At 73.1% G+C, this 25980-nt stretch carries 18 protein-coding genes and 1 pseudogene; 10 read left to right on the top strand and 9 right to left on the bottom strand.

Features of this window, described 5'->3' with window-relative positions; all coding sequences use genetic code 11:
- The first annotated feature begins 392 nt into the window (after positions 1–392).
- Positions 393–2132 (top strand): SpoIIE family protein phosphatase, encoded by a 1740-nt coding sequence (locus ABT296_RS06980; RefSeq protein ID WP_351924057.1) that lies wholly within the window; start codon positions 393–395, stop codon positions 2130–2132.
- Positions 2133–2259: 127 nt separating this feature from the next.
- On the opposite strand, the gene ABT296_RS06975 is transcribed toward ABT296_RS06980, so the two are convergent.
- Together ABT296_RS06975 and ABT296_RS06970 are read right to left on the bottom strand one after the other, a co-directional pair.
- Positions 2260–2805 (bottom strand): Clp protease N-terminal domain-containing protein, encoded by a 546-nt coding sequence (locus tag ABT296_RS06975; RefSeq protein ID WP_351924055.1) that lies wholly within the window; start codon positions 2803–2805, stop codon positions 2260–2262.
- Between the two features lie 2 nt (positions 2806–2807).
- Positions 2808–3050, bottom strand: coding sequence for a hypothetical protein (locus ABT296_RS06970; protein ID WP_351924053.1), 243 nt, complete (start codon positions 3048–3050; stop codon positions 2808–2810).
- Between the two features lie 219 nt (positions 3051–3269).
- Here ABT296_RS06970 and ABT296_RS06965 point away from each other — a divergent pair, with 219 nt between their 5' ends.
- Complete coding sequence (locus ABT296_RS06965) at positions 3270–4112, top strand: hypothetical protein (protein WP_351924051.1); 843 nt, start codon at positions 3270–3272, stop codon at positions 4110–4112.
- Between the two features lie 157 nt (positions 4113–4269).
- Positions 4270–5820, top strand: coding sequence for an MFS transporter (locus ABT296_RS06960; protein ID WP_351924115.1), 1551 nt, complete (start codon positions 4270–4272; stop codon positions 5818–5820).
- A gap of 5 nt (positions 5821–5825) precedes the next feature.
- Here ABT296_RS06960 and ABT296_RS06955 read toward each other — a convergent pair whose 3' ends face one another.
- From ABT296_RS06955 to ABT296_RS06945, 3 genes and pseudogenes are all read right to left on the bottom strand, one after another.
- The gene (locus ABT296_RS06955) at positions 5826–7967 is read right to left on the bottom strand and encodes an FUSC family protein (RefSeq protein ID WP_351924049.1); all 2142 of its coding nucleotides are present in this window, start codon (positions 7965–7967) and stop codon (positions 5826–5828) included.
- Between the two features lie 48 nt (positions 7968–8015).
- Positions 8016–8960, bottom strand: a pseudogene (locus tag ABT296_RS06950) (aminoglycoside phosphotransferase family protein).
- A gap of 164 nt (positions 8961–9124) precedes the next feature.
- Positions 9125–10015: a glycoside hydrolase family 19 protein gene (locus ABT296_RS06945; protein ID WP_351924047.1), complete on the bottom strand. Its 891-nt coding sequence runs from the start codon at positions 10013–10015 to the stop codon at positions 9125–9127.
- Between the two features lie 364 nt (positions 10016–10379).
- On the opposite strand from ABT296_RS06945, the gene ABT296_RS06940 reads away from it, so the two are divergent.
- The 5 genes from ABT296_RS06940 to ABT296_RS06920 all read left to right on the top strand — a co-directional run bounded on the left by ABT296_RS06940 (position 10380) and on the right by ABT296_RS06920 (position 15970).
- Positions 10380–11834 (top strand): family 43 glycosylhydrolase, encoded by a 1455-nt coding sequence (locus ABT296_RS06940; protein WP_502977191.1) that lies wholly within the window; start codon positions 10380–10382, stop codon positions 11832–11834.
- A 114-nt stretch (positions 11835–11948) separates the two neighbouring features.
- Positions 11949–12977: an RNA-binding protein gene (locus ABT296_RS06935; RefSeq protein WP_351924045.1), complete on the top strand. Its 1029-nt coding sequence runs from the start codon at positions 11949–11951 to the stop codon at positions 12975–12977.
- A gap of 158 nt (positions 12978–13135) precedes the next feature.
- The gene (locus tag ABT296_RS06930; RefSeq protein WP_351924043.1) at positions 13136–13351 is read left to right on the top strand and encodes a hypothetical protein; all 216 of its coding nucleotides are present in this window, start codon (positions 13136–13138) and stop codon (positions 13349–13351) included.
- 68 nt (positions 13352–13419) lie between these two features.
- Positions 13420–14703 carry a hypothetical protein gene (locus tag ABT296_RS06925; protein ID WP_351924041.1) on the top strand — a complete coding sequence of 428 codons (1284 nt, stop codon included), beginning with the start codon at positions 13420–13422 and terminating at the stop codon, positions 14701–14703.
- 268 nt (positions 14704–14971) lie between these two features.
- Positions 14972–15970 carry a UBA domain-containing protein gene (locus ABT296_RS06920; protein ID WP_351924039.1) on the top strand — a complete coding sequence of 333 codons (999 nt, stop codon included), beginning with the start codon at positions 14972–14974 and terminating at the stop codon, positions 15968–15970.
- Between the two features lie 51 nt (positions 15971–16021).
- On the opposite strand, the gene ABT296_RS06915 is transcribed toward ABT296_RS06920, so the two are convergent.
- Both ABT296_RS06915 and ABT296_RS06910 read right to left on the bottom strand, forming a co-directional pair.
- Complete coding sequence (locus ABT296_RS06915) at positions 16022–17674, bottom strand: alpha/beta fold hydrolase (RefSeq protein WP_351924037.1); 1653 nt, start codon at positions 17672–17674, stop codon at positions 16022–16024.
- A gap of 14 nt (positions 17675–17688) precedes the next feature.
- Positions 17689–19320: an alpha/beta hydrolase gene (locus ABT296_RS06910; RefSeq protein ID WP_351924035.1), complete on the bottom strand. Its 1632-nt coding sequence runs from the start codon at positions 19318–19320 to the stop codon at positions 17689–17691.
- A gap of 511 nt (positions 19321–19831) precedes the next feature.
- Here ABT296_RS06910 and ABT296_RS06905 point away from each other — a divergent pair.
- Complete coding sequence (locus ABT296_RS06905) at positions 19832–22210, top strand: NACHT domain-containing protein (protein WP_351924033.1); 2379 nt, start codon at positions 19832–19834, stop codon at positions 22208–22210.
- Positions 22211–22348: 138 nt separating this feature from the next.
- Here the strand turns inward: ABT296_RS06905 and ABT296_RS06900 are convergent, their stop codons facing one another.
- Positions 22349–22771: a DUF8820 family protein gene (locus ABT296_RS06900; RefSeq protein WP_351924031.1), complete on the bottom strand. Its 423-nt coding sequence runs from the start codon at positions 22769–22771 to the stop codon at positions 22349–22351.
- Positions 22772–22812: 41 nt separating this feature from the next.
- Positions 22813–24102, bottom strand: coding sequence for a DUF6745 domain-containing protein (locus ABT296_RS06895; protein ID WP_351924029.1), 1290 nt, complete (start codon positions 24100–24102; stop codon positions 22813–22815).
- 300 nt (positions 24103–24402) lie between these two features.
- On the opposite strand from ABT296_RS06895, the gene ABT296_RS06890 reads away from it, so the two are divergent.
- On the top strand, positions 24403–25827 hold the full coding sequence (locus ABT296_RS06890; RefSeq protein ID WP_351924027.1) for a DUF5685 family protein: 1425 nt from the start codon (positions 24403–24405) through the stop codon (positions 25825–25827).
- Positions 25828–25980 lie beyond the last annotated feature (153 nt).

Genomic DNA, 25980 nt, shown 5'->3' with positions numbered 1-25980 from the left:
TGAGGACGTTTGGCGTGCGGTGGAAGGCACACGGTCCGGGGGACTTCGGAACACGAAGACGAGAGATGAGTCCGATACCGACCGGGATTCCGGCATCGGATTTCCGACATGCGAAAAGTCTTCGCTGTCACCCACCGTACTCCTGCCCGTGCGACGACGACGGCTGTTTCGGGAGCGGCATCGTGTTCACACGGACAGAGCCCGGATGAATCGCGCGATCCCGAGCAGGGTCCGGCCGCTGCCCGCACGGTGGGCGAGCACGGTCCCATGTCGGCCGTGCGACCGGGTTCCCGCCAGGGGATCATCGGTACAGAGGTACCGGTTCCCCTGATGCGCCGGCTGTCTTCGACGGGAGGCTGCCGTGACTGGAGGGCGGCGTGGTGGTGGATGCGGTGCCCGATGCCGGAGGTGCGGGGTGGTCGTGGCCCGCGGCCGAGCCGGAGTTGTGGCGGCAGGTCGTCGAGCAGTTGGACACCGCCCTGATGGTGGTGGATCCAGCCGGCCGGATCCTCGCCGTCAACTCTGCCGCCGAACGCCTGCTGGGCCGATCCGCCCGCGCGCTGCGCGGCAAGGACGCGCACGAGCTGTTGCACCGGGACCCGGACGGCGGCACGCTCCCGCGCGCGCAGTGCCCACTGCTCCGTGCGCTGGCGGAGGAGGCCGCGGCGCGCGGGGAGGGCGACAGCTTCGTGCGCGGCGACGGTCGTCTGGTCACGATCTGGTGGTCCGCCTCTCCCCTGACGGACGGCGGCTCGTTCCAGGGCATGGCCGTCCTGTTCACCGACATCTCGGGCGACCGGAGCGCGCGCCGGGAGCGCGCGGCCTACACGAGCGCTCTGGAGGACCTCAACGAGCGCCTGACACTGGTCGCGGAAATCACCGACGTGCTGGGTCAGACTCTGGAGACCGATGAGGCACTCGCCCGGCTTGGCCGCCTGCTGGTCCCTCGGCTCGCCGACTGGGTGGCAGTGGACCTCCGGACGCGTACCGAGCAGGTCCACCGGGTGGCGGTGACCGGCCCCAGGGGCCGGGATCCCGGTCTGGAGGGCGGGCGGGAGCGCCTTCCAGAGGTCGGCGAGGCGGACGGTTCGGCTCTGTTCCAGGTGCTGCGCGGAGGTGATTCCACGCTGTGGAACGAGAGCGGGCAGGACGGGCGGAAGGGGGCGCCCGCGGCACCCGGCTCAGGCTCCCCCCTGGTCGTCACCCACCACGACTTCCTGCGCGTCGTGGGCGCGACATCCGTCATCACGGTCCCGCTGGGCTCAGGAGAGCACATCACCGGCGCCCTCACGGTGGTCCGCACCGATCCGGCCCACCCTTTCGACGCCGCGGACCTCGAGGCGGTGAACGACATCGGTCGCCGGGTCGGTCTGGTCGTCGACAACGCTCGGCGGTTCGGGCGGCAGCGCGCCGTCGCCGAGGCCATGCAGCGCAATCTGCTCACACCGCTCCCCCAGCCCGGCCGTCTGCGGCTGGCCGCCCGCTACCAGCCCGCCCCCGCCGGCTCCCAGGTCGGCGGCGACTGGTACGACGCGTTCGAGCTCAAGGACGGCACGCTCGCGCTGGTCATCGGCGACGTCGTGGGCCACGACCTGACCGCGGCCGCCGGGATGGCCCAACTGCACGGCATCCTGAGATCGCTGGCCTGGGACCACACCGGTCCGCCCAGCGCTGTCGTCGACCGCCTCGACGACGCCATGGCCGCCGTCACCACCGTCCCCATGGCCACCCTCGTCCTCGCGCAGGTCCTGGGCCACGCGCACACCGGCCCATGGACCCTGCGGTGGACCAGCGCCGGGCACCCTCCGCCGCTGCTCCTGCCTCCGGGCGGACCGGGGCAGTTCCTCGAGGCCGGCCAGGGAATCGTCCTCGGTGCCCCGGTGGGCCCGGGTGTGATTCGCCCGAACGCCACTCGCCCTCTGCCACCGGGTTCCACTCTGCTGCTCTACACCGACGGGCTGGTCGAAGTCCCCGGCAGCGACCTCGACACCGGCCTGGACCGACTGCGTCGCCACGTCATCGAACTCGCCGACGCACCGCTGGACACGCTCTGCGACCAAGTGCTCGCCCGCATGCCACCCGGCAGCTCCGACGACGTGGCCCTGCTCGCCCTGCGCCTGCCGACGCTGTGACAGAGGGCGCGCGGTCATCGAGCGGTGACGGCTCCGGGCGTGCCGGCGAGGAGTCCGACGGACCGGTGGTTCGGCTTGCTGAACGCGTACGTGGCGTTGCGGCTCACCGCCGTGACGCGTCCCGCGGTCACGGCCGATCCGGGGCGATGCGGGCGAGGACCGTCTCGCGCAGGGCCGCGGGGTCGGTCTCGAAGCCGGCCAGCACCTCCAGGGCGTGGCCCTCGGGCACGGTGAGCAGGCCGAGCAGGATGTGCTCGGTGCCGAAGGTGTCCCGGCCCAGCGCCTGTGCCTCGCCGAGGGTGTTCGTCAGCGCGGTGCGGGCCTCCGCGGTGTAGACGGGCCGGGGGAACTGGAAGGCGCCCGTACCGAAGGAGGCATCGGCCTGGCGCTGGATCTCGGTGACGTCGATGCCGAGCGAGGTCAGGGCGTCACGGGCGGGCTGTCCGCCCGAGGCGGCGATCCCGGCCGCCTCCAGGACGCGTACGGTCTCCTGCCGGGCCCGCTCCAGGCCGACGTTGTGCTCGCGCAGCACCTCGGACGCCGTGCCCTCTTCGACGGCGAGGAGGCCGAGCAGGAGGTGCTCGGTGCCGATGAAGTCGTACCCCAGGGCGACGGCCTCGTCCTGGGAAGCGGCCACGGCCCGCTTTCCGTGGTCGGTGAAATATTCGAACACCTCTACTCCTCCATGCCCATGGCCTTGCGCCGGCCCGAGTGCTTCTCGTGCACCGACTGCCTGCTGACGTTCAGGGACGTGGCGATGGCCTGCCACGACCAGCCCCGGCTTCGGGCGTTGTCGACGTGCAGCCGCTCCAGTTCCTCCAGCAGTCGGCGCAGTGCGACGACCGCTTCCAGGCCGACGGCGGGGTCCTTGTCGGTGACGCGTCCGGCCAGCGAGGCCGGGGTGTCCTCAGCTCCCATGGGTGTCAGGCTGCCCTGACAGACGGGGGGATGTCAAGAAATCCTGACACGGCGCCGGGTCCGGCGCAGGACCGGTGGCCCGCCGGCTGCGTCGCGCCCCGGTCGGCGGAGGCCCGCGCGCCCTGTCGGCCACATCGCGCCCCGACCGGCGAAGGCCCGCGCGACCCGCCGAACGCGTCGCGTCCGGCCGACGGCTGACGGGCCGTCTACTCTCGCCCCGTGGGACAGCCTGATCAGCGCGCCGAGGGCGCCGGACCCTTCACCACCCGCCTCACCTGGCAGCCGCCGGACGGCGGTACCGCCGTCTGGGAGTCCCGGCCCGCCCGGCGCAGGGGCCTGATCGCCCTGCATCCGCCGGGCGCGCCCGCCGCCCACTACGCCAGCGCCGACGACACGGCCCTCGCCCGGCTCCAGCGGCTCAATGCCATCACCGCAACCGCCTTCGTCATCGGCGGAGCGCTCTTCGCGGCCGGCGCCGCCGTCGCCCAGTTCGGTTCCGGCGACGCCACGACCTGCTCCTCGATCTACTTCGCCGGCGGCCTGTTCTTCAACACCGGCGGCTATGTGTCCCTGCTCCAGGTCGTCAACGCCCCGCGCCATCAACCCGGCGGCGAGGGCGCCCTCGTCACCGGGCGCTGGCGTTGGTGGAGTTACGAGCCGGGGCGGATCGACTGGCTCAGCGCCTTCGTCCTGTTCGCCGGCACGCTGGTGTTCGCCGTCGACCTGCTCGACTCCTTCCTGCACGGCTTGAGCGTGCAACAGGTCAACCGGCTGGTCTGGGCCCCCGACCTGATCGGCTGTGTGCTGTTCCTGATCTCCGGTCATCTCGCGTTCGTCGAGGTCTGCCACGGCCGCCCGCGCATCCTCCGGCACGACCTCGGCTGGTGGATCGTGGCCGTGAACCAGCTGGGCTCCGTGCTGTTCATGGTCTCGGCCGTCGCCGCGTACACCCGCCCCGCCACCGGCAGCCTGATCAACGCCGACATCTCCAACTGGGGCACCCTCACCGGCGCGCTCTGCTTCTCGGTGGCCGGCGTCCTCCAGCACTACGAACGCCCCTGAGCCGCCCGCCCGCCACCGGCCGCGCGGGGAATGACGCGGGCTGCGGGCTCGCCCGGTCGGGCGCAGACTGGGACACGTGAGTGACACACACCTCGGGCGTGATGACACCACGCACGCGCCTCGCTCGAACCATCAGCAGACGCTGGCTCTCGCGGCCATGATGTTCGCGGTCGCGATGACGTTCATCGATCAGACCATCGTCTCCATCGCGGCCCCGGACATCGTCCAGGAGCTGGACCTCTCGGCATCGGGCATGCAGTGGGTGATCAACGCCTATCTGCTGGCCCTGGCGGCCTTCTTCGCCGTCGGCGGGCGCCTCGCGGACCTGTACGGGCCGCGCCGGATCGTCGTCATCGGCACCGTCGTGTTCGTCGTCGCCTCGGTGATGTGCGGGTGTGTCCCCAAGGGAGACGCCGCGCAGGGCTGGCTCATCGGCTTCCGGGCCGTCCAGGGCGTCGGGGCGGCGCTGCTCTTCCCCGCCGCGCTGGCGGTGGTCGTGGCGGTGTTCCCGGCCGAGCGGCGCGGGCGTGCCCTGGCCCTGTTCTTCGGGCTGTCCGGCGCGCTGACCGCCGTGGGGCCGCTGCTGGGCGGCTGGCTCACCGCGGCGTGGACGTGGCGCGCGGTGTTCTGGGTCAACGTGCCCGTGGCCGTGGTGGCGCTGGTCCTGACGGCGCTGGCGCACATCACCGACCGCAGACGGACCGGCACCCTCGACGTCGTCGGCGCCGCCCTGATGGCCGTCGGCATGGGTCTGAGCGTCCTGGGCTTCCAGCAGGCGTACTCGTGGGGCTGGGACAGCCCGGCCACCTGGCTCTGTGTCGCGGGCGGCCTGGCGGTCCTCGCCTACTTCGTCCACTACGAGCGGGGGGTCCGCCATCCCCTGGTCGACCTGCGTGTCTTCCGGGACAGGGGTTTCACCATCGACGCGGTGGTGCTGTTCTTCGCGATGCTCGCCTTCGTCCCGCTGTTCTTCTTCGCGTCCGTGTACGCCCAGGTCTCGCTGAGCGCCTCGCCCAACCAGGCCGCGCTGTTCCTGCTGTACGTGTTCGCCGGCTTCGCCCTCGCCTCGCAGTGGGGCGGGCGCATCCTCGACAAGCGGGGTGCCCGTCCGGCACTGAAGACGGGCGGCGTCCTGGGCTGCGTCGGGTTCGCGCTGTGGGCGGGCGAGCTGACCGACCTGTCCATGCACGACCAGTGGCCGTACGCGGCCCTGGCCGGGGCGGGCATCGGCTTCATCCTGGCGCCCGCCTCCACGGACGCCGTCAACCGGGCCATCGGCCCGTCCTACGGCGAGGTCACGGGCATCACCCAGACCGTGCGCAACTACGCCGCGAGCGTGGGCATGGCCGTCTTCGGCACGATGCTCACCCATGTCACCCGCTCCAACGTGACGGGCACCCTGGAGTCGCACGGCCTGTCGTCCGAACAGGCCCGGGACACCGCCCACAGCGTCAGCAGCTCCATCACCGGCAGCGGCGACGCCAGCCCGCCCTCCGGCACCGGGCCGGCCGCCGACCAGATGCGGGAGATCGTCGGCGCGGTCCGTATGGACTTCGCCGAGGCGAACCAGTGGGTGTTCTACGGCATGGCGATCGCCCTGGGCATCGCGTTCCTGTTCGCGCTGCTCCACCCGGGCGGCACTCCGGCCGCCGCCTCCGCCTCCGATTCCACCGCCGCCTCCGCCTCCGCTTCCGGGAAGAGCGGCTGACGGTCTCAGTCGCCGCCTCCGGGGCGGGCCCCGCCCCGGGAGATCCGGGTCAGGTCGGCCGCCAGGGACTCCAGCCACTCCACGACGGCGTAGTAGCGGCGCGGCGCGCCCTCCGGCTCGGCGCTGAACTCGGCGGACACCGGACGGATCCGCGGAACGGGTGTGGACGGCGTGTCCCCGCCCGGGTCCAGGGCCGCGGAGACCAGCAGCATCCGTCCGGCCATGCGCTCACCGAGCGCCACCACCGCATGGGCCGTCGCCTCCGGCAGCACGGTCGCGGGCGGCGCCAGCAGCCGCTCGGAGCCCCACAGGGTGTGGTGCCCGGCGATGAGGGTCGCCTGCCAGTCCACCGACGCCGGGACGGCCCGCCGGGCGCCCCCGAAGGGCGCGGGCTCGCTCTGGAACTGCGCGTAGGCCGACTCGGTGAGGACGAGCGCGTGGTGCAGGGACCGGTGTCCGGGCGCGGCGGCCGGTACGACCGTGGCGGCCCCGCCCGCCGCCGACGAGGTCGTCGCCACCACGACCTCCGCGGCCGTGCGCAGCAGTTCCGCGGCCGCCCGGCGCAGCTCGTCGTGGGCACCGCGCGGCCACGCCAGCAGCCCGAACACCGCGCCGATCGCGCTGCCGATCAGCACGTCGAGCACGCGCACCTCCGCCAGCTGCCAGGTGGACGGCGCCAACTGCGCGAACACCAGGGCCACCAGCACGGTGAACAGCCCCTGCGCCCAGCCGACCCCGCGCACCGGCCCGACGGTGAAGGCGAGCAGCATCCACAGGGGCAGCAGCACGGCGTAGACGTCGGTGTGGGTGCCCACCAGGGTCAGGGTCGCGGCGGTCAGCAGTGCCCCGGCCAGGGTGCCGGTGAGGGCGAGCCGGATGGTGTGGCGGGTGGCCTCCAGGGTGGTCCTGGTGAGGCTGAGCGTGGCCAGCATGGCCCAGAAGCCGTGCGGGAGGGTGTCCAGCCCCGCGACGAGCCGCGCCGCCGTGAGGGCCAGCGCGATCCGCACCGCGTTCTGGAAGAACACCGAACGGCGTCCCGCGTGGCCGCGCAGACGGTGCCACCACAGCACCGGGGCCGGGACGGTGGAGTACCAGAAGCGCTGCGGTGCCACCTCCGCCTCGGCGTGCCGCCCGTGTACGGCACGGTCGGCGGCCGCGCCCATGGCCAGCGCGGCATCCGCGATCTCCAGCACGGCCGCGTGCCGGCGCAGCACCGCCGCCGGAAACCGCGCGGACGCGTCCTCGGACAGGGCCGACAGCTCGGCGCGGGCCGAGGCCAGCTCCTCGTACGGCGCCACGGGCGAGCGGCGGGCGCGCAGGCATTCCGCCGTGGCCGTCGCGAGGTCCGCCACCGCACGCAGCACGGCGGTCACCTCCCGTTCCGGTGTCCCGGGCGGGGCCGACAGCCACGCCAGCCGGTGCAGGAGCGTACGGGCGGCGAGGCCGGTGTGGGCGAGGGCCCGCTGCCGCACCCCCGGGCCCGCGGGGCGCTCCGCCTCGGGCACCGTCAGCGACCGCAGCTGACGGCCGCTCTCCTCGGCCGCGTCCCGGTCCGCGGTGCCCAGGGCGTACGGCGCCGCGGTGAGGGCCCGCGCGCAGTGCGCCGCCGTCCTCGCGGCGCGGGCGGCCCGTTCCCGGTACGGCGTGGGGGCCGGCTCGGGGAAGATCAGCGCCTCGGTCGCGATCAGCAGCACCAGCCCGGTCGTCGTGCCGAGCAGCCGTTCACCGAGCGAGCCGGGGTCGTACGGCGGGAAGGACGGCAGGATGTACAGCAGCTGCAGGCCCGGTGCCACACCCGCCGGGCGCGGTCCGCCCACGGCGGCGAAGGCCAGCGCGAAGCCGACCGCCAGCATCCCCGCGACGGCGCTCCAGGTGCGTACCGAGAGGTACGTGCCGACGACCACCAGTACCCAGCAGACCGGCAGCACCCGCAGCATCGTCGCGGCGCGCTGCCGTCCGGTCCCGGGGATCCTCGACAGGCCGCCGAGGGACACCGCGCCGAAGAGGGCGTAGGTGGCCGCGACGGGACTGTCGAGGCCGTAGCGGAAGAGGTAGAAGCCGATCGCGGCGGCAAGGGCCACGCGCACGGCCCGGCGGCAGGAAGCCGCGTAGGCCGCGGGGAACCGGCCGGCTGGGACACCCCTCACCTACTCAGGATCACCCAGCCCCCTGCGGGGCGCCCCTCGGGCACGGGCTCACGGGCGGTCCGCACGCCTCTGTGTGAGCAACTCCGACAGCCGGTCGGCGAATTCGGTGAGCCGGTCCAGGCGCGGGCCGTCGCGGGCGATGCGGAAGCCGTGGCGGCGGCCCCAGAACGCGGCTTGGACGGCATGGAACTGGGCCCACCGCCGAACGCGTTCGCGGTCGAGTTCCGCGGCCTCGGCGAAGACGTCCAGGATGCGGTGGACCGCCTTGCCGAGGTCGTCCGCCGCCAGCAGGGTCGGTGCGCGGGACTTCAGCAGGGTGCCGCCGTCGTAGGCGGGGTCTCCCGCGTGTCCCTTGGGGTCGACGGCCAGCCACGGCTCCCGGCCGGCCCGCAGGATGTTCCGGGCGTGCAGGTCGCCGTGGAGGAGGGTGTCCGGCCCGCCCCGGCCCAGTTCACGGACGGTCGCCTCGGCGGTGTCCAGCACCTGCCGCGGCAGCGTGTGCGGCAGTTCGGCGGCGTCCCTGGCCAGCTCCGACTCCCAGGCATCGGCCCGCTCGCACAGCCGGGGCAGGCCGGGCGGCGCGGGAACGGCCAGACGGCGATTGAGCCGCCCGGCTACCGTCACCAGCTCGTCCCCGTCCTCGACCTCCGCCAGCGTCGACGACGAGACCCGCTCCAGCAGCATCGCGAACCGTTCGTCGTCGCGTTCGTGCAGCAGGACGGCGCCGCGCCCGCCCCACGCGACGAACGCGTCCGGCTCATGGACGTTCCCGGGGTGCGGGAACGACACCTTCAGCACGGCGCGCTCCTGGGCCCGCCGCAGGACCGGCACGATGAGGCCGACACCCCCGTGCATGACCTCACCGTCCGGCACGCACCCCCAGCGTTCCAGCAACTCCTGTACAAGCAGAGGAAGTTCGGCGAGCCATGCCGCTCAGGTGCCCCCTTCTCGGGCGACGGTGCTCCGGGCGAACTCCTCCGGGATCGCGATCATCCCCGCACCCTACGCGCCGTGCCGCGGGCCGGCCCTTTCACGCCCCGGAGGCGAGCATCTCGACGTGCTCGTCGGTCAGCTCCGGTGGGACGCGTGCGGGATGCCCCGGTCCGACTGGTCAGGGGCGGGGCATCCCGCACGGCGTCGTAGCCGCGGGGCCGGCGTCAGCAGTAGAGGTTGCCGCCGGTCGACGTCCCGAGGATCTGGGTGAACCGCTGGTAGTTGTTCACCCGGCTCTGCACCTGCGCCGGGTTCTTGCCGTCACACTCCAGGGAGCCGTTGATGCTGCGGATGGTGTGGCCGAAACCGGCCTGGTTGACCATGGCGTTGTGGGCGGTCATGCTGCCGGGGCCGTTCTGGGTGTTCCAGTACCACAGGGCCGTCTTCCAGGCGACGGCCGAGTCGTTCTGCACGAGCCAGGGGTTGCCGAGCAGGTTGATGCCGAGCGCGTCGCCCGCGGCCTTGTAGTTGAAGTTCCAGGACAGCTGGATCGGGCCGCGTCCGTAGTAGGCGGCCTGGCCGGCCGGACAGCCGTAGGGCTGGCTCCAGTCGCAGTAGTGCGGGTAGTTGGCGGTGTTCTGCTCCACCACGTGCACCAGACCGCCGGTCTCGTGGCTGACGTTGGCGAGGAAGGCCGCGGCCTCCTGCTTCTTCACCGTGTCGCTGCCGGTGTTGGCGAACCCGGGGTAGGCGCTCAGGGCCGCGGTGAGGCCGCTGTAGCTGTAGAACGAGTTCCGGTTGGGGAACATCTGGTTGAACTGCGCCTCCGTCACGACGAAGCGCCCGTTGGGCGTGCCCGGCCCGCTGTCGCAGGCGTACGGCTCCCAGTACCAGGTGCTGATGATGGGGTCGTAGCCCGGGTTGGCGTGTTCGGCGATGTAGGCCTTGCCGTCCGTGTAGCGGACGATGTCCCCGGCGTTGTACGCCTTTCCGGCCACCCAGCTGGGGTAGCTGGAGCAGGACGCGGCGGCGGCGGTCGTGGCCGGGAGGAGCACCGGGGCGGTGCCGGCGAGGGCGAGGACGGCCACGGCGGCGGAGATACGGCGTCTCGACACGGGATCAACTCCTTTGCGAGGCACGGCCGCACCCTGGGGCAGGACGCAGCGGGGCCCGCACCGCACGCACCGGTGGACCGGACACGGCGTGGGGGCGGCCGTGGTGGGGGGCTGCGGAGGCACACTCAATCGCATTGGTATGTACCAGTCAAGGGTATAGACCAGCCAGGTACGGACCATTGCCGCCCGCATCCGCGCCCTCGACCGGAATCATCGCCGCCCACGCCCGCACCCCCGGCCGGAACCGTTGACCGGCCTCCCGATAGAACCTATCTTCTGGCCGACAGCCCGAACCCTGTTCGAAATATCGGAAGTTGACGCTGAAGCGCCACCCCCACACGTCCCCGCCGCACAGGGAGAACCCATGAGACCCGAAGTCACCCGCAGAACGGCCCTCGGCATCATGGCCGGCTCGGCAACCGCCATCGGCCTCCCCGCCGGGGCCGCCCACGCCGCCGTGCCGGCCTCCCCCGGTGTCACCTACACCAACACGCTCGTGGCGCAGCGGGCCGACCCGCACATCTTCAAACACACCGACGGCTACTACTACTTCACCGCCACCGTGCCCGCCTACGACCGGATCGTGCTGCGCCGCGCCACCACGATCCAGGGGCTCTCCTCGGCCGCCGAGACGACGATCTGGACCAAGCACGCCTCCGGTGTGATGGGCGCCCACATCTGGGCCCCCGAGATCCACTTCATCGACGGCCGCTGGTACATCTACTTCGCCGCCGGCAACGCCGAGGACGTCTGGCGCATCCGGCCGTACGTCCTGGAGTGCACCGCCGCCAACCCGGTCACGGGCGCCTGGACGGAGAAGGGCCGCATCGCCCTGCCCCTGGACACCTTCTCCCTGGACGCGACGACCTTCGCCGTGAACGGCGTCCGCTATCTTTCCTGGGCGCAGAACGACCCCGCCGTCGGCTCCGGAACCAACCTCTATCTGGCCCGGATGAGCAGCCCGTGGACCATCACCGGCACACCGGTCATGCTCAGCCGGCCGACGGCCTCGTGGGAGACCGCCGGAGGCCAGACCGTCAACGAGGGGCCGGCCGTCATCCAGCGCAACGGCAAGGTCTTCATGGCCTTCTCGGCGAGCGCCACCGACGCCAACTACTGCATGGGCCTGCTCACCGCGTCGGCCTCCGCCGACCTGCTCAAGGCGTCCTCGTGGACCAAGACCGCGAACCCGGTCTTCGCCGGCAACACCGCCACCGGCCAATACGGGCCCGGACACAACCAGTTCACGGTCTCCGAGGACGGCAAGTCGGACATCCTCGTCTACCACGACCGCGGGTACCGGGACATCTCCGGTGACCCCCTCAACGACCCCAACCGCCGCACCCGCGTCCAGAAGCTGTACTGGAAGGCGGACGGCACACCCGACTTCGGCATCCCGGTCGCCGACGGCCCCACCCCTATCCGGCTCTCCTCCTACAACTTCCCCGACCGGTTCGTCCGGCACTGGGAGTTCCGGGCCAGGACCGAGGCGAACGTGGCGCCGCTGGCCGACTCACAGTTCCGCGTGGTCACCGGACTCGCGGGCAGCGGCACCGTCTCCCTGGAGTCGGCCAACTTCCCCGGGTACTTCCTGCGCCACAGGAACTTCGAGGTGTGGGTGGAGAAGAACGACGGCACGGCCCTGTTCCGCGGCGACGCCTCCTGGTTCGCCCGGCCCGGGCTCGCCGACTCCGCCGGGGTCTCCTACGAGTCGTCCAACTCCTCGGGCCGCTACATCCGCCACTACAACCACCTCCTGCACGTCCAGAACCCGGCCACGGCCACCGACCGGGCGGACGCCACGTTCTACACGCAGTAGGACCTCCGGGGCCGGAGCAAGGCCCCGCTCTCCGGCGCGGGCCCCGGGCGGTGGCGATGCCCCGGGGCCGCACCGTCGCCGTCGCCGGACCGTGGACCCTGGACCGGCCGGGGCATGCCGGATGATGGGGCGGTGCAGCTCTCCTACGTCTATCGCGTGACCAAGTACGACCCCGCCGACCGTGACGAACACGGCGCCTACACGGGCACCGAGGACACCGTCAGCGATCACGGCGAGGTCGAGGCGTCCTACCTCCGGGCGGTCGCGGCCTTCGCCGCGGACACCGGCGTCGGTCAACTCGCCGTACGGGAACCGGGGATCCCTTCCGGCGTCCACTTCGGAGTGGAGCCGGCGGTGGACGGATTCGGGCTGGACGGGCTCTTCCCCGCCGACCTCGCCGGCTTTCACGACGGGGCGGAAGTCTCCCTCGACGTCGGCCTGCTGTTGGTGCGCGCCATGTTGCGCGACAACGGCGTCTGGTGCCGGCTGGAGGTGGAGGGCACGTTCGCGGTCCATGTGGGGTGGGACCAGTACCTCTACATCGGCAGCAGCCTCCCCTGCGAGGAGGCGGTGGCCCGCACCCGGGCGCTGGGGCTGTTCCCGGAGCGGATGGCGTCCTCGCCGTACGCCTTCGGGGACACGGAGGAAGAGGGCATCCAGCGGCCCGGCGACGACGACTTCTGGGCCGGGGTGCACCAGGCTGTCGTCGACGGGCGGGCCGGGATCCTGGAGGAGCTGTACGTCGAAGGCGCCCCGCGATGGCACACCCTCACCCCGGCCACCCTCGCCGCCGTTCGCGCCGGTCTGGCCCCCCGTGCCCGTGTCGCCGTGTGGCCCTCCCTGTCCACCGACGTCGACACCGTCCTCGAGGGCCTGCCCGCCGACGGTGGCCTCGTCGAAGGCGTGTGGCAGGACCACGACGGCACCCTCCACAGCGGCATCGCCGACGAGGACGAGTACCCCGAACTGATCGCCCGGATGTCCGGTGCCCGTGCCGCCGCGCTCCTGTCCGTGTACGTGGAGGTGCGCATGCCTCTGTGTACCGCCGTCATGCCCGACGACGACGGTGTCCTGCGGGCCCGTTGGCGCAACGAGCCGACACCGGACGACCTCGACTGGGCACTTCGCCGGCCCCGGGGGTGAGCGGGCCGGGTCCCACCCGTTGAGCCGGTCCCATGAGTCTCGTCGGCGTCGGCCTCGGCGGCATGGGCCGACAGTCCACAAAGCGGGGGCGGTGTTGAACTCGTCTGCCGCCCCCATCGCCCGGCACCGCCGGTGCGGCGTGACGTGGCGGAGAGCGCATGGGCGCGGAGTCCTCGGTCATCACGGGGCTGCCCGAACCGGAGCGGACCGCGCAGGTGCGGCGCGTCTCACAGCTGCTCTTCGACTACGTCGACGGGTTCTCCTCCGTCATGGCCTTGCGCCTTCTGCAAGGACAAGGCCACGTACGTGGACCACAAGGACACGAGGCCCGCGCGATGCTCGGCCTGAAGGGGATCGGCGATGTCGGCTGCTGAACGGGCAACCCGCCGCCCCACACCGTCCGTGACGATCAGGCCGGACCTCTGGAGGTAGCCTGCGGGCCATGACCTCTGCGACGCCGGCCGTGCACGGCTTCGGGGCACGCAAGTTGCTCGAAGCCGCAGGGGTGCGTCCCGACGAACTGCGCCTGGACGTACCCGACCACCTGGACCGTGGTGTCGCTCTCGCGTTGGGCGGATTCGACTCCGGGCGCCCCGAGTTGGCCGAGGGCGCGGTCGCCGTCGCCTCGAACATCCTGGAGCGGTGGCGGGCGCCCCGGCCCGAGTTGGTGGCCGGTCTGGCGCGCTGCCTGGAGTCCCGTCCCAGCTGGGTGAGGGGCGCCGCGGCCATGGCGCTGGCGCGGCTGGTGTCGGCGGACGGGACGCCCGACATCACACCGGCCGTGCCCGCGCTGGTCGCGGCCGCCGACGATTCCTACGACCCGGTCGCCGGTCCGGCTGCGCTCGCCCTGGCCCGGCTCGGCCGTCCGGAGGCACTCGGCCCGGTGCGCCGATGGCTGGCGACGAGCGACCGACTGCCCTTCCTCCAGGTGACCTCATTCGGGCAGGTGCTGCGGCCGCTGGCCGGCAGCGCGGGCGAGTTGCTTCCCGGGATCCGTCGCATGCTCGTTGACTCGGCGGGGCACGAAGGGCTGCGTCCGGTCCTCACCGCACTGGCGGCTTGGGGACCGGCCGCGGGCGAGGCGGTTCCCGAGCTCGTGTCGACGCTCGGTACGCGCAATGTGCGCTGGGCGTGCGACGCGCTCGGCGGCATCGGCCCGGCCGCGGCGCCCGCCGCGGGGACCCTCGCCGACTTCGTACGCGGCGACACCCGGCCACCGCGCCACGACGGCGGGACCCCCTTGCCCGACGGCGTCCGAAGGTGGCACGGCGCGCAGAACGCGGCGTGGGCGCACTGGCGGATCACCGGCGACCCGAAGGTCTTCCTGGCCTTCCTCGAGGGCGAATCCGCCCGGGGGCTGGGGTACGCAAGTCTCGCCCGACTGGCCGAGTTGGGGGCACGGGCGGCCCATCTCACGCCCGCGATAAGGCCGTTGCTGGTATCCCGAGGTCCGTGGACCCGGGTCCAGGCCGCCCATGCCTGGTGGCGTGTCACGGGGGACCCGGAGGCAGCTGTGCCCGTACTGCTCAAGGCACTTGAGCCGCTGCGGTCGGGTGATGCGGACGAGCCCTGTCGGGCCGCCGTCCGGTACATCGCCGAGATCGGCGCCCCCGCCTCGGCCGCCGCGCCCCTGCTGGAAGCGACCCTGTCGTCCGCCCGGCGCTACCCCGCGGACGTCTGTCCGGCGGCCCGGGCCGCGTTGACGGCCTTCGGCTCCGGCGTCTGATCCCGCGGACCTTGCACCAGTACCTGGGCGGTGCGGCCGGGCCGGGGATGGTTGAAGCGAGAGGTGGGGGCCGCCGAGAGGCGGTCCCTGCCTCGTGCGCTCAACGCGCAGGATGTCTGCACGCTCGGCCAAAGACGCGCCTCCCCGCGCGGGTGACAGTGGGGCGGGCACGCCGAATGTCGCGTGCGTGACGATGACGGGTTCCGGGGTGCGGAGCGTCGACCGAGGTCGGGGCCCCGCATGCCGGAACTCGGAACGGGGGGAACGCGTGGAGACATCCGAACTGGCGGCCATGGCCGTCGCCGTCCTGACCGCGACGGCGACCGGAGCGGCGGGCGCGGTCGGCCAGGGCGCCGGAACCGCGGTCACCGACGCGCTGCGCGCCCGGCTGGTCTCGACCGAGCGGGGACGGGCCGCCGTCGACACACTGGACCGGGGTCCGGCCGACCCGGCCGCGCAGGACTCGGCGCGCTCCCTGCTCCAGGCTGAGTTCGAGGCGGACCCGGAACTGCGGCGGCAACTGCACCGGCAGTTGACCGCGCCGGGCGGTGTCACCACGGGCAGCATGCTGATCACCGGCAGCCGGGTGTCGCGCAGCCCCATCGCGCTCGGCCCGCTGACCGTCAACAACACCCGCAGCGGACGGGCCTTCATCGCCCTGATGGCCACCGCGCTGGTGGCCCTGGTCGTGCTGGCCGTGTACGGGGGCGTCAACCTGGTCCTGGTCGACGACTCCCCCGGGTCGTCGCCGGACACCGGCGCGGGCCGTGCCGTGCGTGCCCTGAACGTCAGCGAGGTCAAGCAGGTCGTTCCCGACCTGACCAGCATGCCTTCCGGCTGGGAGAGATCCGGTTCCGTGAGATCCGGCAGAAACGAGGACAGCGGATGCACGGGGGCCCAGGCGAGATTCACCAGCGCCTACGGGCGCGACAGTTCGGGAACACTGGTGCGTGCCGAGTTCACGGCGTGGTCCTGCCCCACCGCCGCGCTCACGGCCACGGACTTCAGGGAGTCCTGGTCGGGCATCTCCGGCAACAACAAGGCGCGAGAGCTGTCCCTGCCGGAGCTCGGCGACCAGCGCGCCGCGCTGACCCACTACAACGGCGACCTCGACGAGACCACGGCCCATGCGCTCCTCCGCGTCGGCACCGTCCTCATCGAGCTGGAGTACAAGCCGATCCTGGACGACGACCCCGAATGGAGCGCGGAGTTCGAGCAGTTGGCGTCGATGGTCGCCGCCCGCGCCCAGCAGGTCCAGAACGCCTGACGTTCGAGGGGCGGCGAGGCCGTGCCGGCCGGCGACCGCCCCTCGCGCGCCCTACGGTGCGATCTCGAACCGCGGCGGCTGGAGCCCCGCGAGACAGCTGGTGTCCGGCTCGGTCGGACGGTCGAAGAACGACGTCGTGATCGTCTGCGCGCACTGCGAGTCGGCGAACACCACATGGGCGACGTAGGGAACCGTCACGGCGGTGGAGCGGCTCAGCGTCCGGGCGGCGTACGCCCCGTTGCTCGGCGCCGTCTGGGCGTCGAAGCCGCCGGACAGGGCGAGCGTCGGGATGTCACTGCGGGTCACGTCGCGGACCGACGGCGGTGCCGCCGGAATGTCCCAGGCGCGGCAGTCGCCGTGCAGCCAGGCGAGCTGCGGGGCGTTGGCCAGCATCGACCGCGGGAACGACGGGAACGCGCGGCGCCCGCCCCGGACGATGTCGGCCCGGCTCTCGTACGGGGTCCACTGGCTGCAGAAGACGCCGTAGACCAGCCCGTGGGCGACCCGTCCGATGGCCTGCGGGCTGTACTTGCCGCCCGCGAGTTGCTCGGCGATCCGCTGCGGGTTGCCTGCCGCGAGCTCGTCGATGGAGCGCGGCACACCGGCGGCGACGTGGGTGGCCGAGGTCAGCCAGTTGACCAGGGTGCCCCCGTCCAGGACCACCTTCACCGGCTCCGGGTGGACCGGGACCGTGACGGTGGTGGTGATCGGGTCGGCCTCCAGCTCACTGACGAGGCGGAGGAAGGTCTCCTTCAGGTTCGGGTAGCGGGTGTTGCAGTCCGCCTGCTCCTCGCATGCCTTGAACAGGCCGTCGAATCCCTCCCGCGCGGCCTTCCAGGTCACTGCCCCGCCGGCGATGGACGGCGGCAGCACTCCGTCGATGCCGACCGAGCGGATGCCCTTGGGGTGCAGGCGCATGTAGTTGAGCGCCAGGTGGGTGCCGTAGGAGATCCCGAAGACGTTCCACTTCCGCACGCCCAGGGTCCTGCGCAGGGCGTCGTAGTCGGCCGAGCTCTCGATGTCGTTGTAGGTGCCGCGGTCGGCGCCCGTGGCGTCCACGCGGTCGCGGCAGGCCCGGGTCGCCTCGACGTGCAGGCGGCCGGTGGAGGGCGCGTTGGAGACGAGGCCGAGGGCGCGGGCGTTGAACTCGTCGATGTTCGGGCAGGTGAGTTCGGGGTCGGCCGAGTAGGTGCCGCGCTGGGACATGAAGACGACGTCACGGTCGCGGTTGAGGTTGCCGGCGAGCGCCATCGGGATCTCGGAGACGGCGTCGTCGCCGGGGCCGCCGGCGAACCACACGATCGGGTCGGGCGCGGGTCTGCTGCTCTCCGCGGGCATGATCGCGACCGCGAGGGTGATCCTGCGTCCCCTGTGGTCCTTCAGGTCCTTGGTGCCCTTGGCGTCTTTGATGTCCTTGGCGTCCTTGGCGTCCTTCGTTCGGGAGCGGCGTTCGGGGACGGTGAGGGTGCCGCAGCGGGCGCGCGCCAGTTCGGGGATCGGGTCGGCGGTCCTGGGGCAGGGGCCCGGTTCGAAGTGGGCGCTGCCCACCGTGCGGGCGACCGTGCCGATCGGGTCGCCGGTGCCGGACTCGGCATGTGCGGGCAGCGCGGCCAGACCGGCGACGAGGGTGACGGCGGTGGCTCCGGCCAGCGTCGCCGGCAGTCGTCGTGGGGTGCGCCGCCTGGGGTGCGAAATGGGGGGCATCGTGCGTGCTCCGGTCAGGGGATGATGGTGAACGGCTTGGGTTCGACGCCCGGCACGCAGCCGGTGTCGGGCGCGTCGGGCCGCGCCAGGAAGGACCGCAGGACCGACGCGGCGCAGGGGTTCTGCGGGACGACCCAGTGGGTGATGCCGGGAACCACCACGGCGGTCGAGCGGGGCAGCGTACGGCCGGCGAACGGCCCCCAGCTGGCCCCGGTCTTCGCGTCGAAGGTCCCGGTGACGATGAGCGCGGGCACGTCGCTGTGGGTGGCGACCCGCTGGACCGGGGTGCGGTCCGGGACGTTCCAGGCGCGGCACAGTTCGTGCTCGAACGGCAGCTGCGGAGCGTGGACCAGTACGGAGTCCGGCCATCCGGGGAAGGCCCGGCGGCCCGCCGCCAGCACATCGCGCTTGGAATAGCCCGGGGCCCATTCGGCGCAGGCGACCGAGTGCGTGAGTCCGTGCGCGAACTCGCCGACGGCGGGTGTGGCACCGGCGGCCTGGGCCTGTGCGAGGCGTTCCGGATTGCCCGCGGCGAGTTCGTAGAGCGCCGCGGGGACGTCGGCGGACGGTACCAGCCGGCCGTTGGCGACCAGCAGATTGACCAGCGTGCCCCCGTCGAGGACGACGTCCACCGGGGTGCCGCCTCCGGGCGGCGGCACGGTCAGCCGCAGCGGGTTCGCCTCCAGGCGCCGGACCTGCCGGGTGAGCGTGCGGGAGAGGTCCGGGTAGCGGGCCGCGCAGGCGGGCTGCGCCTCACAGGCCGCGAAGATCGCGTTGATCCCCTCCTGGGCACTGTCCCAGGCCCACGGCAGGCTCACGGTCTGCGGCGGCACGACCGAGTCGATCGCCAGCGAGCGGATGCCCTCGGGGTGCCGGCGCAGGTAGGTGAGGCCCAGGTCGGTGCCGTACGAGTAGCCGTAGACGTTCCACTTCCTGATGCCCAGGGCCTTGCGGAGGGCGGCGAAGTCGGCGGCGTTCTCGGTGGTGTTGTAGGCGGCGAGGTCGATTCCGTCGTCCGTCAGACGGTCCCGGCACGCCTTCGCCGCGCGCACCAGCCCTCGGCCGGTGGAGGGCGCGTCGTAGGGCAGGCCGACGGCGGTCGCGTTGAACCGGTCGATCTCCGGGCAGGCCAGACTCGGCTGCGAGTGGAGGGTGCCGCGCTGGGCCACGACGATCAGCTCGCGGTCGCGGTTCACACCGGATTCGATCAGGAAGGGGATCGCTCCGAAGGCGTCTCCGCCGGGGCCGCCTTCCATGAACACCACGGGGTCCGGGGCCTTGGCCCTCGACGCGGCCGGGATGACGGCGACGGCCAGCCGGATCGTCCGTCCGGTGCGGCGTTCGCGGTTCTCGGGGACCTCCAGGAAGCCGCACCGCCCGGGGACCGGCTCGGGTGTCTGCGGGCAGGGGCCGGGCACGAACCGCGCCGGCTTCACCGGTACGGGTCCGCCGGCCGAGGGCGCCTGGGCGCTGCTCGGCGCGGTCCCGGCCGCGCCGAGGACGCCCAGGCAGGCCGCGAGCAGCACGGCCCGCGTACGTGCCCTGCGGGCCGACCGCGGACGGCGGCGCGGAGCCCGTCTTCGTACGGGTGTCCCGGTCCCGGTGACGGCGGGCAGGGGCCCGGGACCGATGGTGTGTTCCGCCATGTGATCTCGTCTCTCTGACGTCCCTGACCGCTCCGGCCGGGGGACGGTGGACAGGCTGCGCCCCGCCTCATGGCCGGGAGGGGCGCGTAGGCCAGCCTGTGTTCGGGCGGGCGCGCGCACCACTCGTCGCCTCCACTTGGAGCAGCCCCCCGGCGGGCGGGGGGCTGTCGGCGGTCCCCGGGCAGGCGGAGGTGGCCCTTTTCGGCGGACGCGGCTCCCGCGAGCGGGGGCGCGCGGTCGGCACTCGGTGGAGCGCGGCGCGTAACGGATACCGGCACGGCCCGGCTCCCCGGGTAGCCGGGCAGCGGCCCCGCCTCGCGACGACGCCTGTCAGCAGACCGCCTCGGCGGCCACGGCCAGAACGCGGTACACGGTGGACCCAGCCCGCCACCGGATGGTGGACCCGCAGGTGATCCGCACCGCCGTTTCCGCGGTGACGTCCTCCTCGTTGGTTCCTGCGTTGGCGGCCGGCAAGGGTTGAGCGGGGGCTGGGATGGGTCGGCGTTGGGGCGTGGTCTGGGCACTGTGCGTGGTCGTCGCGGGGGCCCTCGTGGTGATGTGGGGCAAGGGGGACGAGAGCACCGCCGCGACGGCCAGTTCGGTCCTGGCCGCGGTGATCGGGCTCTTCGGCGTGCTGGCGGTGTGGGCGTGGCGCCGTGATCCTCGGCAAGGGCATTCGAGCACCGGGCAGTTGGCGGACGCGACGGAGGTCCTCGCGCGGCTGGTGGGCCGCCAGTGGCAGGAGGAGGCGACGCTGCGGCAACTCTTCGCCCCGGCCCCGCTGCCCGTGCGGTGGACCGACTGCCCGGACGTCGGCGTCGGTGAGCACCGCCAGTTGATCGGTGCCCCCTTCTCCTGCGGTGCGGACCGGGTGGAGGAGCTGGCCGCCGCCTTCCGGGCCCTGCCCAGGGGCAGGCTCGTCGCCCTCGGCCCCGCAGGCTCGGGCAAGACCACCTTCGCCGTACTCCTCACCCTGGGGCTGTTGCGCACCCGGCAGGAGAGCGATCCGGTTCCCGTGCTGCTGTCGCTCGGCTCCTTCGATCCCGCCCGGGAGAGCGCCCACGGCTGGCTGAGCCGCAGGCTCGCCGCCGACTACCCCGCGCTCGCCGACGCCGAGGTGTACGGCCCGACCGCGATCGACGACCTCGTCAGCGGACACCGCGTCCTTCCCGTCCTCGACGGCCTGGACGAACTGCCGGGCCCCGCGCGCACCGCCGTCCTGTCCGCCCTCAACGACACCTTGGACACCCGCACTCCGCTGGTGCTGACCTGCCGCACCTCCGCCTACACGACAGCGGTCACGCACGCCGGCGTCCTCACCGGCGCCGCCGTCGTCGAGCCCACGCCGGTACGCCCCGCCGACGCGCTCACACTTCTGCGCCTGGCCACGTCACCGGGTCCCCGTCACGAGCGATGGGAGCGACTCGCCCGGCATGTGCACGAGAACCCCGACGGTCCCGCGGCCCAAGCACTCACCAGCCCGTTGCTGGTCGGGCTCGCCCGAGTCGTGTACGCCGACGCCGTCGGCCACCCCTGCGAACTCGCCGACCCCTGCGAACTCGCCGACAGCGAACGCTTTCCGACCGCCTCCGCCATCGAACTGCACCTGCTGGACGCCCTCGTCCCCGCCCTGTACACACGCGCCCGGCGTCTGCGCCCCGCCGACCGACGGTGGGAACCGGAGCGCGCCCATCGCCACCTCACGCACCTCGCCGTCGGCCTGGTACGCCAGGGCACACACGATCTGGCCTGGTGGCAGCTCTACCGCTGGACCCCGCTGGCCCGCACCTGGTGCCGGGCCGCGCTGTCGGCCGCCACGGCCTTCGCTCTCGTCTGTGCGGGACACCTCTTCTCCTGCCTCACCATCCCCGGCCCCTCGGACATCCCGGTGGAGGTCGTGCTGTCGTACGGCGGCGCGGTGGCACTGGCCCTCGCCTGCATGTCCTTCGTCGCGGCGTGGACGGCGGCCGGACCCGGCACCCGCCGCGACTCGCTGCGGGCGGTGCTGCTGATCGCCGCGTGCGGGTACGTGGCCCACTCGGCTCCGAAGGGCGTGTGGCGCATGGCCGACCACGGCATCCGGGCCGGTGTGGAGTACATCGTGGTGGCCAGCACCCTCTACGGGCTCTCCTACCTGGCGGTCCTGTACACCGCCGGGAGTCCGGTGCCGCCCGACATGCCCAGCCGCGGACGGCTCGGCATGCGGCACTGGCGCCACCGGTTGCCCCGGGCTGTGGCGACCGTCGTCGGTATGGCGGTCCTCACCGGTGCGGCGCTGAACATTCACATCGCCACGGTGGCGCCGTGGCTGCCCGAAGGACTCGCACCGGGCTCCATTGCGCCGCTGAACGCCTGGGCGTACGGCCTCGTAGCCGGCCTGCTCTTCGGCTCGGTGCAGGCACTGCTCCGCTGGACGCGCCACACCGCGTCCCCCGACGACCTCACCACCCCGGCGTCCTCGGTACGGGACGACCGGCGCGTCTGCCTGCTCACGGGCGCAGCGGGAGCGGTGCTGATCACGCTGCCCGACATCCCGCTCGTGCTGAGCGCCGCCGAGGTCTTTCCCGAGGACGTCAGTCTCTTCGTCCTCGTGGTCGGCTACTTGTGGAGCAAACTTCCCCTGGTGGGCCCCGTCGGTCTGGTGCTCGCCCTGGCCGCCTGCGCCTGGCCCCACTACACCGTCGCGCGCCTCCTCGTCGCCGCCCGGGGCCGACTGCCCTGGCGGCTCCAGTCGTTCCTGGCCGAGGCCCATCGCCTCGGCATCCTGCGCCAGGTGGGGCCGGTCTACCAGTTCCGCCACGCCCGCCTACGGGAGCGGCTCGCCCACCACGCGCCACTGCCGCGCCCGCGCACCACCTCGCCGCCCACGCGTGCCCACACACCGGGCTGACACGACCTCGCCGTGTCCGCGCGCCGACCTGCTGTCAGGTGAACGCCGCCGCCGGCAGTTCCGCCTCCGTCTCCTGCCAAGTGAGGCCGATGCCGAACGTGTTCCCCATCAGCTCCCTTGGTCACCGCGTCGGTCGTGTCAGTCGAGGACCAAACGGTCGTCGAGTTCGACCTGGCGGCGTACCAGGTAGGTGCCCGGAGCGTGGCCCATGGCTCCGTGTTCGGGGTGGAGGATGTAGGCCGTGGCGCCCTCGTGGACGGTGAAGCAGCCGACGTCCGGACCGTCGCTCCCGGTGGGCGCCCAGGTGACCGGGCCGTCGGCGACGAGGAGGTGGGTGTTGCCTCCGCCCTCCGCCGACACCAGGGGGATGCCGGCGGCGGGGACGGGTTCCGCGTCCGTCGGCGGCTCGAGGCCGATCAGGGCGACCGGGATGAGGCCGATGTCGCCCTGGCGCTGCAGCCCGGCGGAGACGGGGATGGTGGCCTGGAGGTCGAGGTGGTCCAGGACGTCGACTCCGGCGAGGGCGGTGACGTGCGCGAGGGTCGGGTGCTGTGCGGGCATGGGGTTCTCCGGTCGGTGAGGAGTGCGCGGGACGGGCGTCGTCAGGTGGCCCGGCTCATGGTGAGGTACTGCTCGCGGGTGAGGCCGAGCAGGCGGGCCGCCGCGGTCGTGGCGTCCGGGGTGTCGGCGGCCACGGTGAGCCCGTACTGGCGGCGGGTGCCGTCGCGTTCCACCGAGGCGTTGGTGCACAGCAGCACCCGGACGCGGCCGCGTTCGTGGGGCAGGTCGTAGAGGCTCAGCCACTGGCCGGGGTTGCCCGGGTCCGGTTCGCGCCGGCCGACCTGCTCCAGTCCGGCCGCCGCGATGAACTCGGGCCAGCCCGTCCGCTCGATCGCGCAGCGGCGCACCTCGACGTTGGGCTCCGTGAGGATGCGGTCGGTGTCCCAGCGGCCGGCGATGAGGGAGGCGGGCACCCTTCTGCCGTGCCAGGAGTGGACGGCCCAGCCGTCGGGCCATATCGCGGCGGGACCGTCGGCGCAGTGCAGGCGTCCTTCCGTGTCCGTACGCAGGAGGTCGGGGCGTGGGGTGAGGACCGCGTAGTCGCGAAAGGCCCACCAGTAGCCGGCGTGCCGGGCCACCTGCTGCTCGCCGTGGAGTTCGTCCACGCCCGTCACGCCGAGGCGTTCCATGGCGTCGGCCCACGCCAACGCCTCCACGCCGAAGCTGGTGAGGGGACGCCCGCGCGACCAGAGCACGGGCAGCCGCGCCTTCTTGGCCACCGGCACGGGGACCCCCGCCTGCGCGGCGACCTGGGTGAGCAGTTCCGCGTGCGTGGTGGGCACCACGTCGAAGTCGTACCGGGCGGAGCCGATGTAGCCCTCGCTGTCGAGCCCCGGGTCCAGGACGCCGAGGTGTTGCGCGGTCACCTGGTCCTGGACGTGGGAGCGGATGGCGAACCGCCAGTCCCTGGGTGTGGGGCGCGGGCCGCGCAGCAGCCGGTCGACCCGTTGGTCCACCGCGTCGGACACCTGCGCCCGGGCCGTGTCCAGGACGTCCGGGCGGAGCAGCCATCCTCGCGGCGGCGCCAGTTCCCGCCGCATCCGCCGCCGGAAGCGGGTCCGTACCCGTGCGGTCGGGCCGCCGACGACCGAGGCGATCACGCCGGGCAGGAGCGCCTGCCCGATCAGGCCGGCCCAGGGTGAGCCCAGCCAGATCATGAACCGTGGCGGAGGCAGTCCGCACGCCCGGTAGGCGGCCCGTACCCCTTCCTCCGCGGCGTGCCGGTCCCCCGGGCCCGTCGCACGGTCGACGGCCGCCCACTCCCGCGCCACGCCACGGACCACGGCTTCCTGCCCGGCGGTCAACTCCGTGATGTGAGCGGCGGATTCCATGGTCCTCCCCTGGTCGGCGGCCGGTGCGCGGTGGAGCGCAAACGGCGGGGCTGCGACTCAAGACGACGATCACGTCATGCTCGGTTCCCGCTCCGCACCCGACACCCGACGGGGCGGGCCATGCGGGTCTCGTCTGTGCCGGAACCGTGCCATGACCGCAGCTCACGCCTGCGCGGACAGGCCTTAGCATGTCGCCCGTCGGGGGACACGCGGTCCTTCGTTCCGCGTGGCCGTGCCCGGTGTACGGCCCCGACCGTCCGGCTGCGTCCTGGCAGCCGTACCCACGGGGGGAGAGCTGAAGTGTTCGGAATCATCAGACCGTGCCGTCATCGCCTGGGCGAGGGGATGCGGACCGAGTGGATGGCCCATCTGTGCGGGCTGTGTCTGGCGCTGCGGGGTGAGTACGGGCAGTTCGCCCGGGTGGCGACCAACTACGACGGTCTGATCGTCTCGGTGCTGACCGAGGCCCAGTCGGAGCGCACCGGGGACTGGCGGCGCGGCGCCGGCCCGTGTCCGCTGCGCGGGATGCGGTCGGCGGATGTGGCGCAGGGCGAGGGCGCCCGGCTGGCGGCGACGGTGTCGCTGGTGCTGGCCGCGGCGAAGGTGCGTGACCATGTGGCGGACGGGGACGGCCTGTTGGGCCGTCGCCCGGTGACGCTGGCGGCGCGCCGGATCGCCGGCGGCTGGGACCGTGCGGGTGCCGCGGGCGGCGAACGGCTCGGTTTCGACACCGCGGTGCTGCTCGGTGCGGTCGAACGGCAGTCGGAGATCGAGCGGCGGACCGGCCGTGGCGACTCCCTGCTGACCGTCACCGAGCCCACGGAGACGGCGACGGCGGCCGCGTTCGCGCACACCGCGGTGCTCGCCGGGCGGCCGGGGAACGTGGAGCCGCTGTCGGAGGCCGGACGGCTCTTCGGCCGGCTCGCGCATCTGCTGGACGCGGTGGAGGACCTGGACGCCGACGAGGCGGCCGGCGCGTGGAACCCGGTCGCGGTGACCGGTGCCGACCGCGCCGAGGTGCGCCGGTTGTGCGACGACGCGGTCCGCGGGATCGGACTCGCGCTGTCCGACGCCGAGTTCGTCGACGGGCGGCTGGCCCGGGCGCTGCTGGGCGGTGAGTTGGAGCGTGCCGTCGACCGCGTCTTCGATCCCCGGCATCGTCACCACCACCGCAGTGAGGCTTCGGGTCCGCGCATGCTCCCGTGGCTGGGGCGCCGTACGGGGACCGCGTCGGTGAGCGGGTCCACGACGGAGTGCGGCGTGGGGGCGCTCACGGCCTCCGGGGGCGCCCCGGTGGGGTCGGACCGGTCCTCGGAGGGGCAGTGCCGGCGGTGCGGGCAGTGGCGTCAGCTGTGCCGCGACTGCAGGCTGTGCCTCAACTGCTGCACCTGCGAGGACGATCCCGGGGACGAGGTCGAGTGGGACTTCGGCGGTGGTGAAGGGGGCGGCGGCTCGCGTCAGGGCGGCTCCGGCAGGGACGGTTCGGGCCGGGACGGTTCGGGCCGGGACGGCTCCGGGGGCGACGGCTGGTACGGCGGGCAGGGCGACGGCAACTCGGGCGGCTCGTACGGGGGTTCGGGCGGCTCGGGTGGTTCGGGCGGGGGTGGCCGTGGGTCCGGCGGCTCCGGTGATTCGGGCGACGGCTGCTGCGGAGGGTGCGGCGGCGGTGGGGGCGGCGGGGGCTGCTGCAACCCGTGCAAGTGCTGCTGCGACTGCTGCGACTGAACGACGGGTGAACCCGGGCACGCCCGGTCCCGGCCGAGGGACCGGGCGCGGCTCGTCGACAACGGCGTGCGCCCCGGCACGGCGGGATGGCACAGTCACCGCCGTGACCTTGATGAACCTGCTCGTCGACTTCGCCCGCACCGGCCGGGTCGG

This window comes from Streptomyces sp. NPDC000983, assembly GCF_040299205.1.
Lineage (GTDB): Bacteria > Actinomycetota > Actinomycetes > Streptomycetales > Streptomycetaceae > Streptomyces.
Note: the sequence above shows the minus strand (reverse complement) of the source record. Positions and strands in the feature narration are given on the sequence as shown.

Bases quoted from the DNA above. Each gene is read 5' to 3' on its own strand.
- ABT296_RS06970 (WP_351924053.1), bottom strand. From the start codon at position 3,050: ATGGGAGCTGAGGACACCCCGGCCTCGCTGGCCGGACGCGTCACCGAC.
- ABT296_RS06960 (WP_351924115.1), top strand. From the start codon at position 4,270: ATGATGTTCGCGGTCGCGATGACGTTCATCGATCAGACCATCGTCTCC.
- ABT296_RS06940 (WP_502977191.1), top strand. From the start codon at position 10,380: ATGAGACCCGAAGTCACCCGCAGAACGGCCCTCGGCATCATGGCCGGC.
- ABT296_RS06935 (WP_351924045.1), top strand. From the start codon at position 11,949: ATGCCGGATGATGGGGCGGTGCAGCTCTCCTACGTCTATCGCGTGACC.
- ABT296_RS06930 (WP_351924043.1), top strand. From the start codon at position 13,136: ATGGGCGCGGAGTCCTCGGTCATCACGGGGCTGCCCGAACCGGAGCGG.
- ABT296_RS06925 (WP_351924041.1), top strand. From the start codon at position 13,420: ATGACCTCTGCGACGCCGGCCGTGCACGGCTTCGGGGCACGCAAGTTG.
- ABT296_RS06915 (WP_351924037.1), bottom strand. From the start codon at position 17,674: ATGCCCCCCATTTCGCACCCCAGGCGGCGCACCCCACGACGACTGCCG.
- ABT296_RS06910 (WP_351924035.1), bottom strand. From the start codon at position 19,320: ATGGCGGAACACACCATCGGTCCCGGGCCCCTGCCCGCCGTCACCGGG.
- ABT296_RS06900 (WP_351924031.1), bottom strand. From the start codon at position 22,771: ATGCCCGCACAGCACCCGACCCTCGCGCACGTCACCGCCCTCGCCGGA.
- ABT296_RS06895 (WP_351924029.1), bottom strand. From the start codon at position 24,102: ATGGAATCCGCCGCTCACATCACGGAGTTGACCGCCGGGCAGGAAGCC.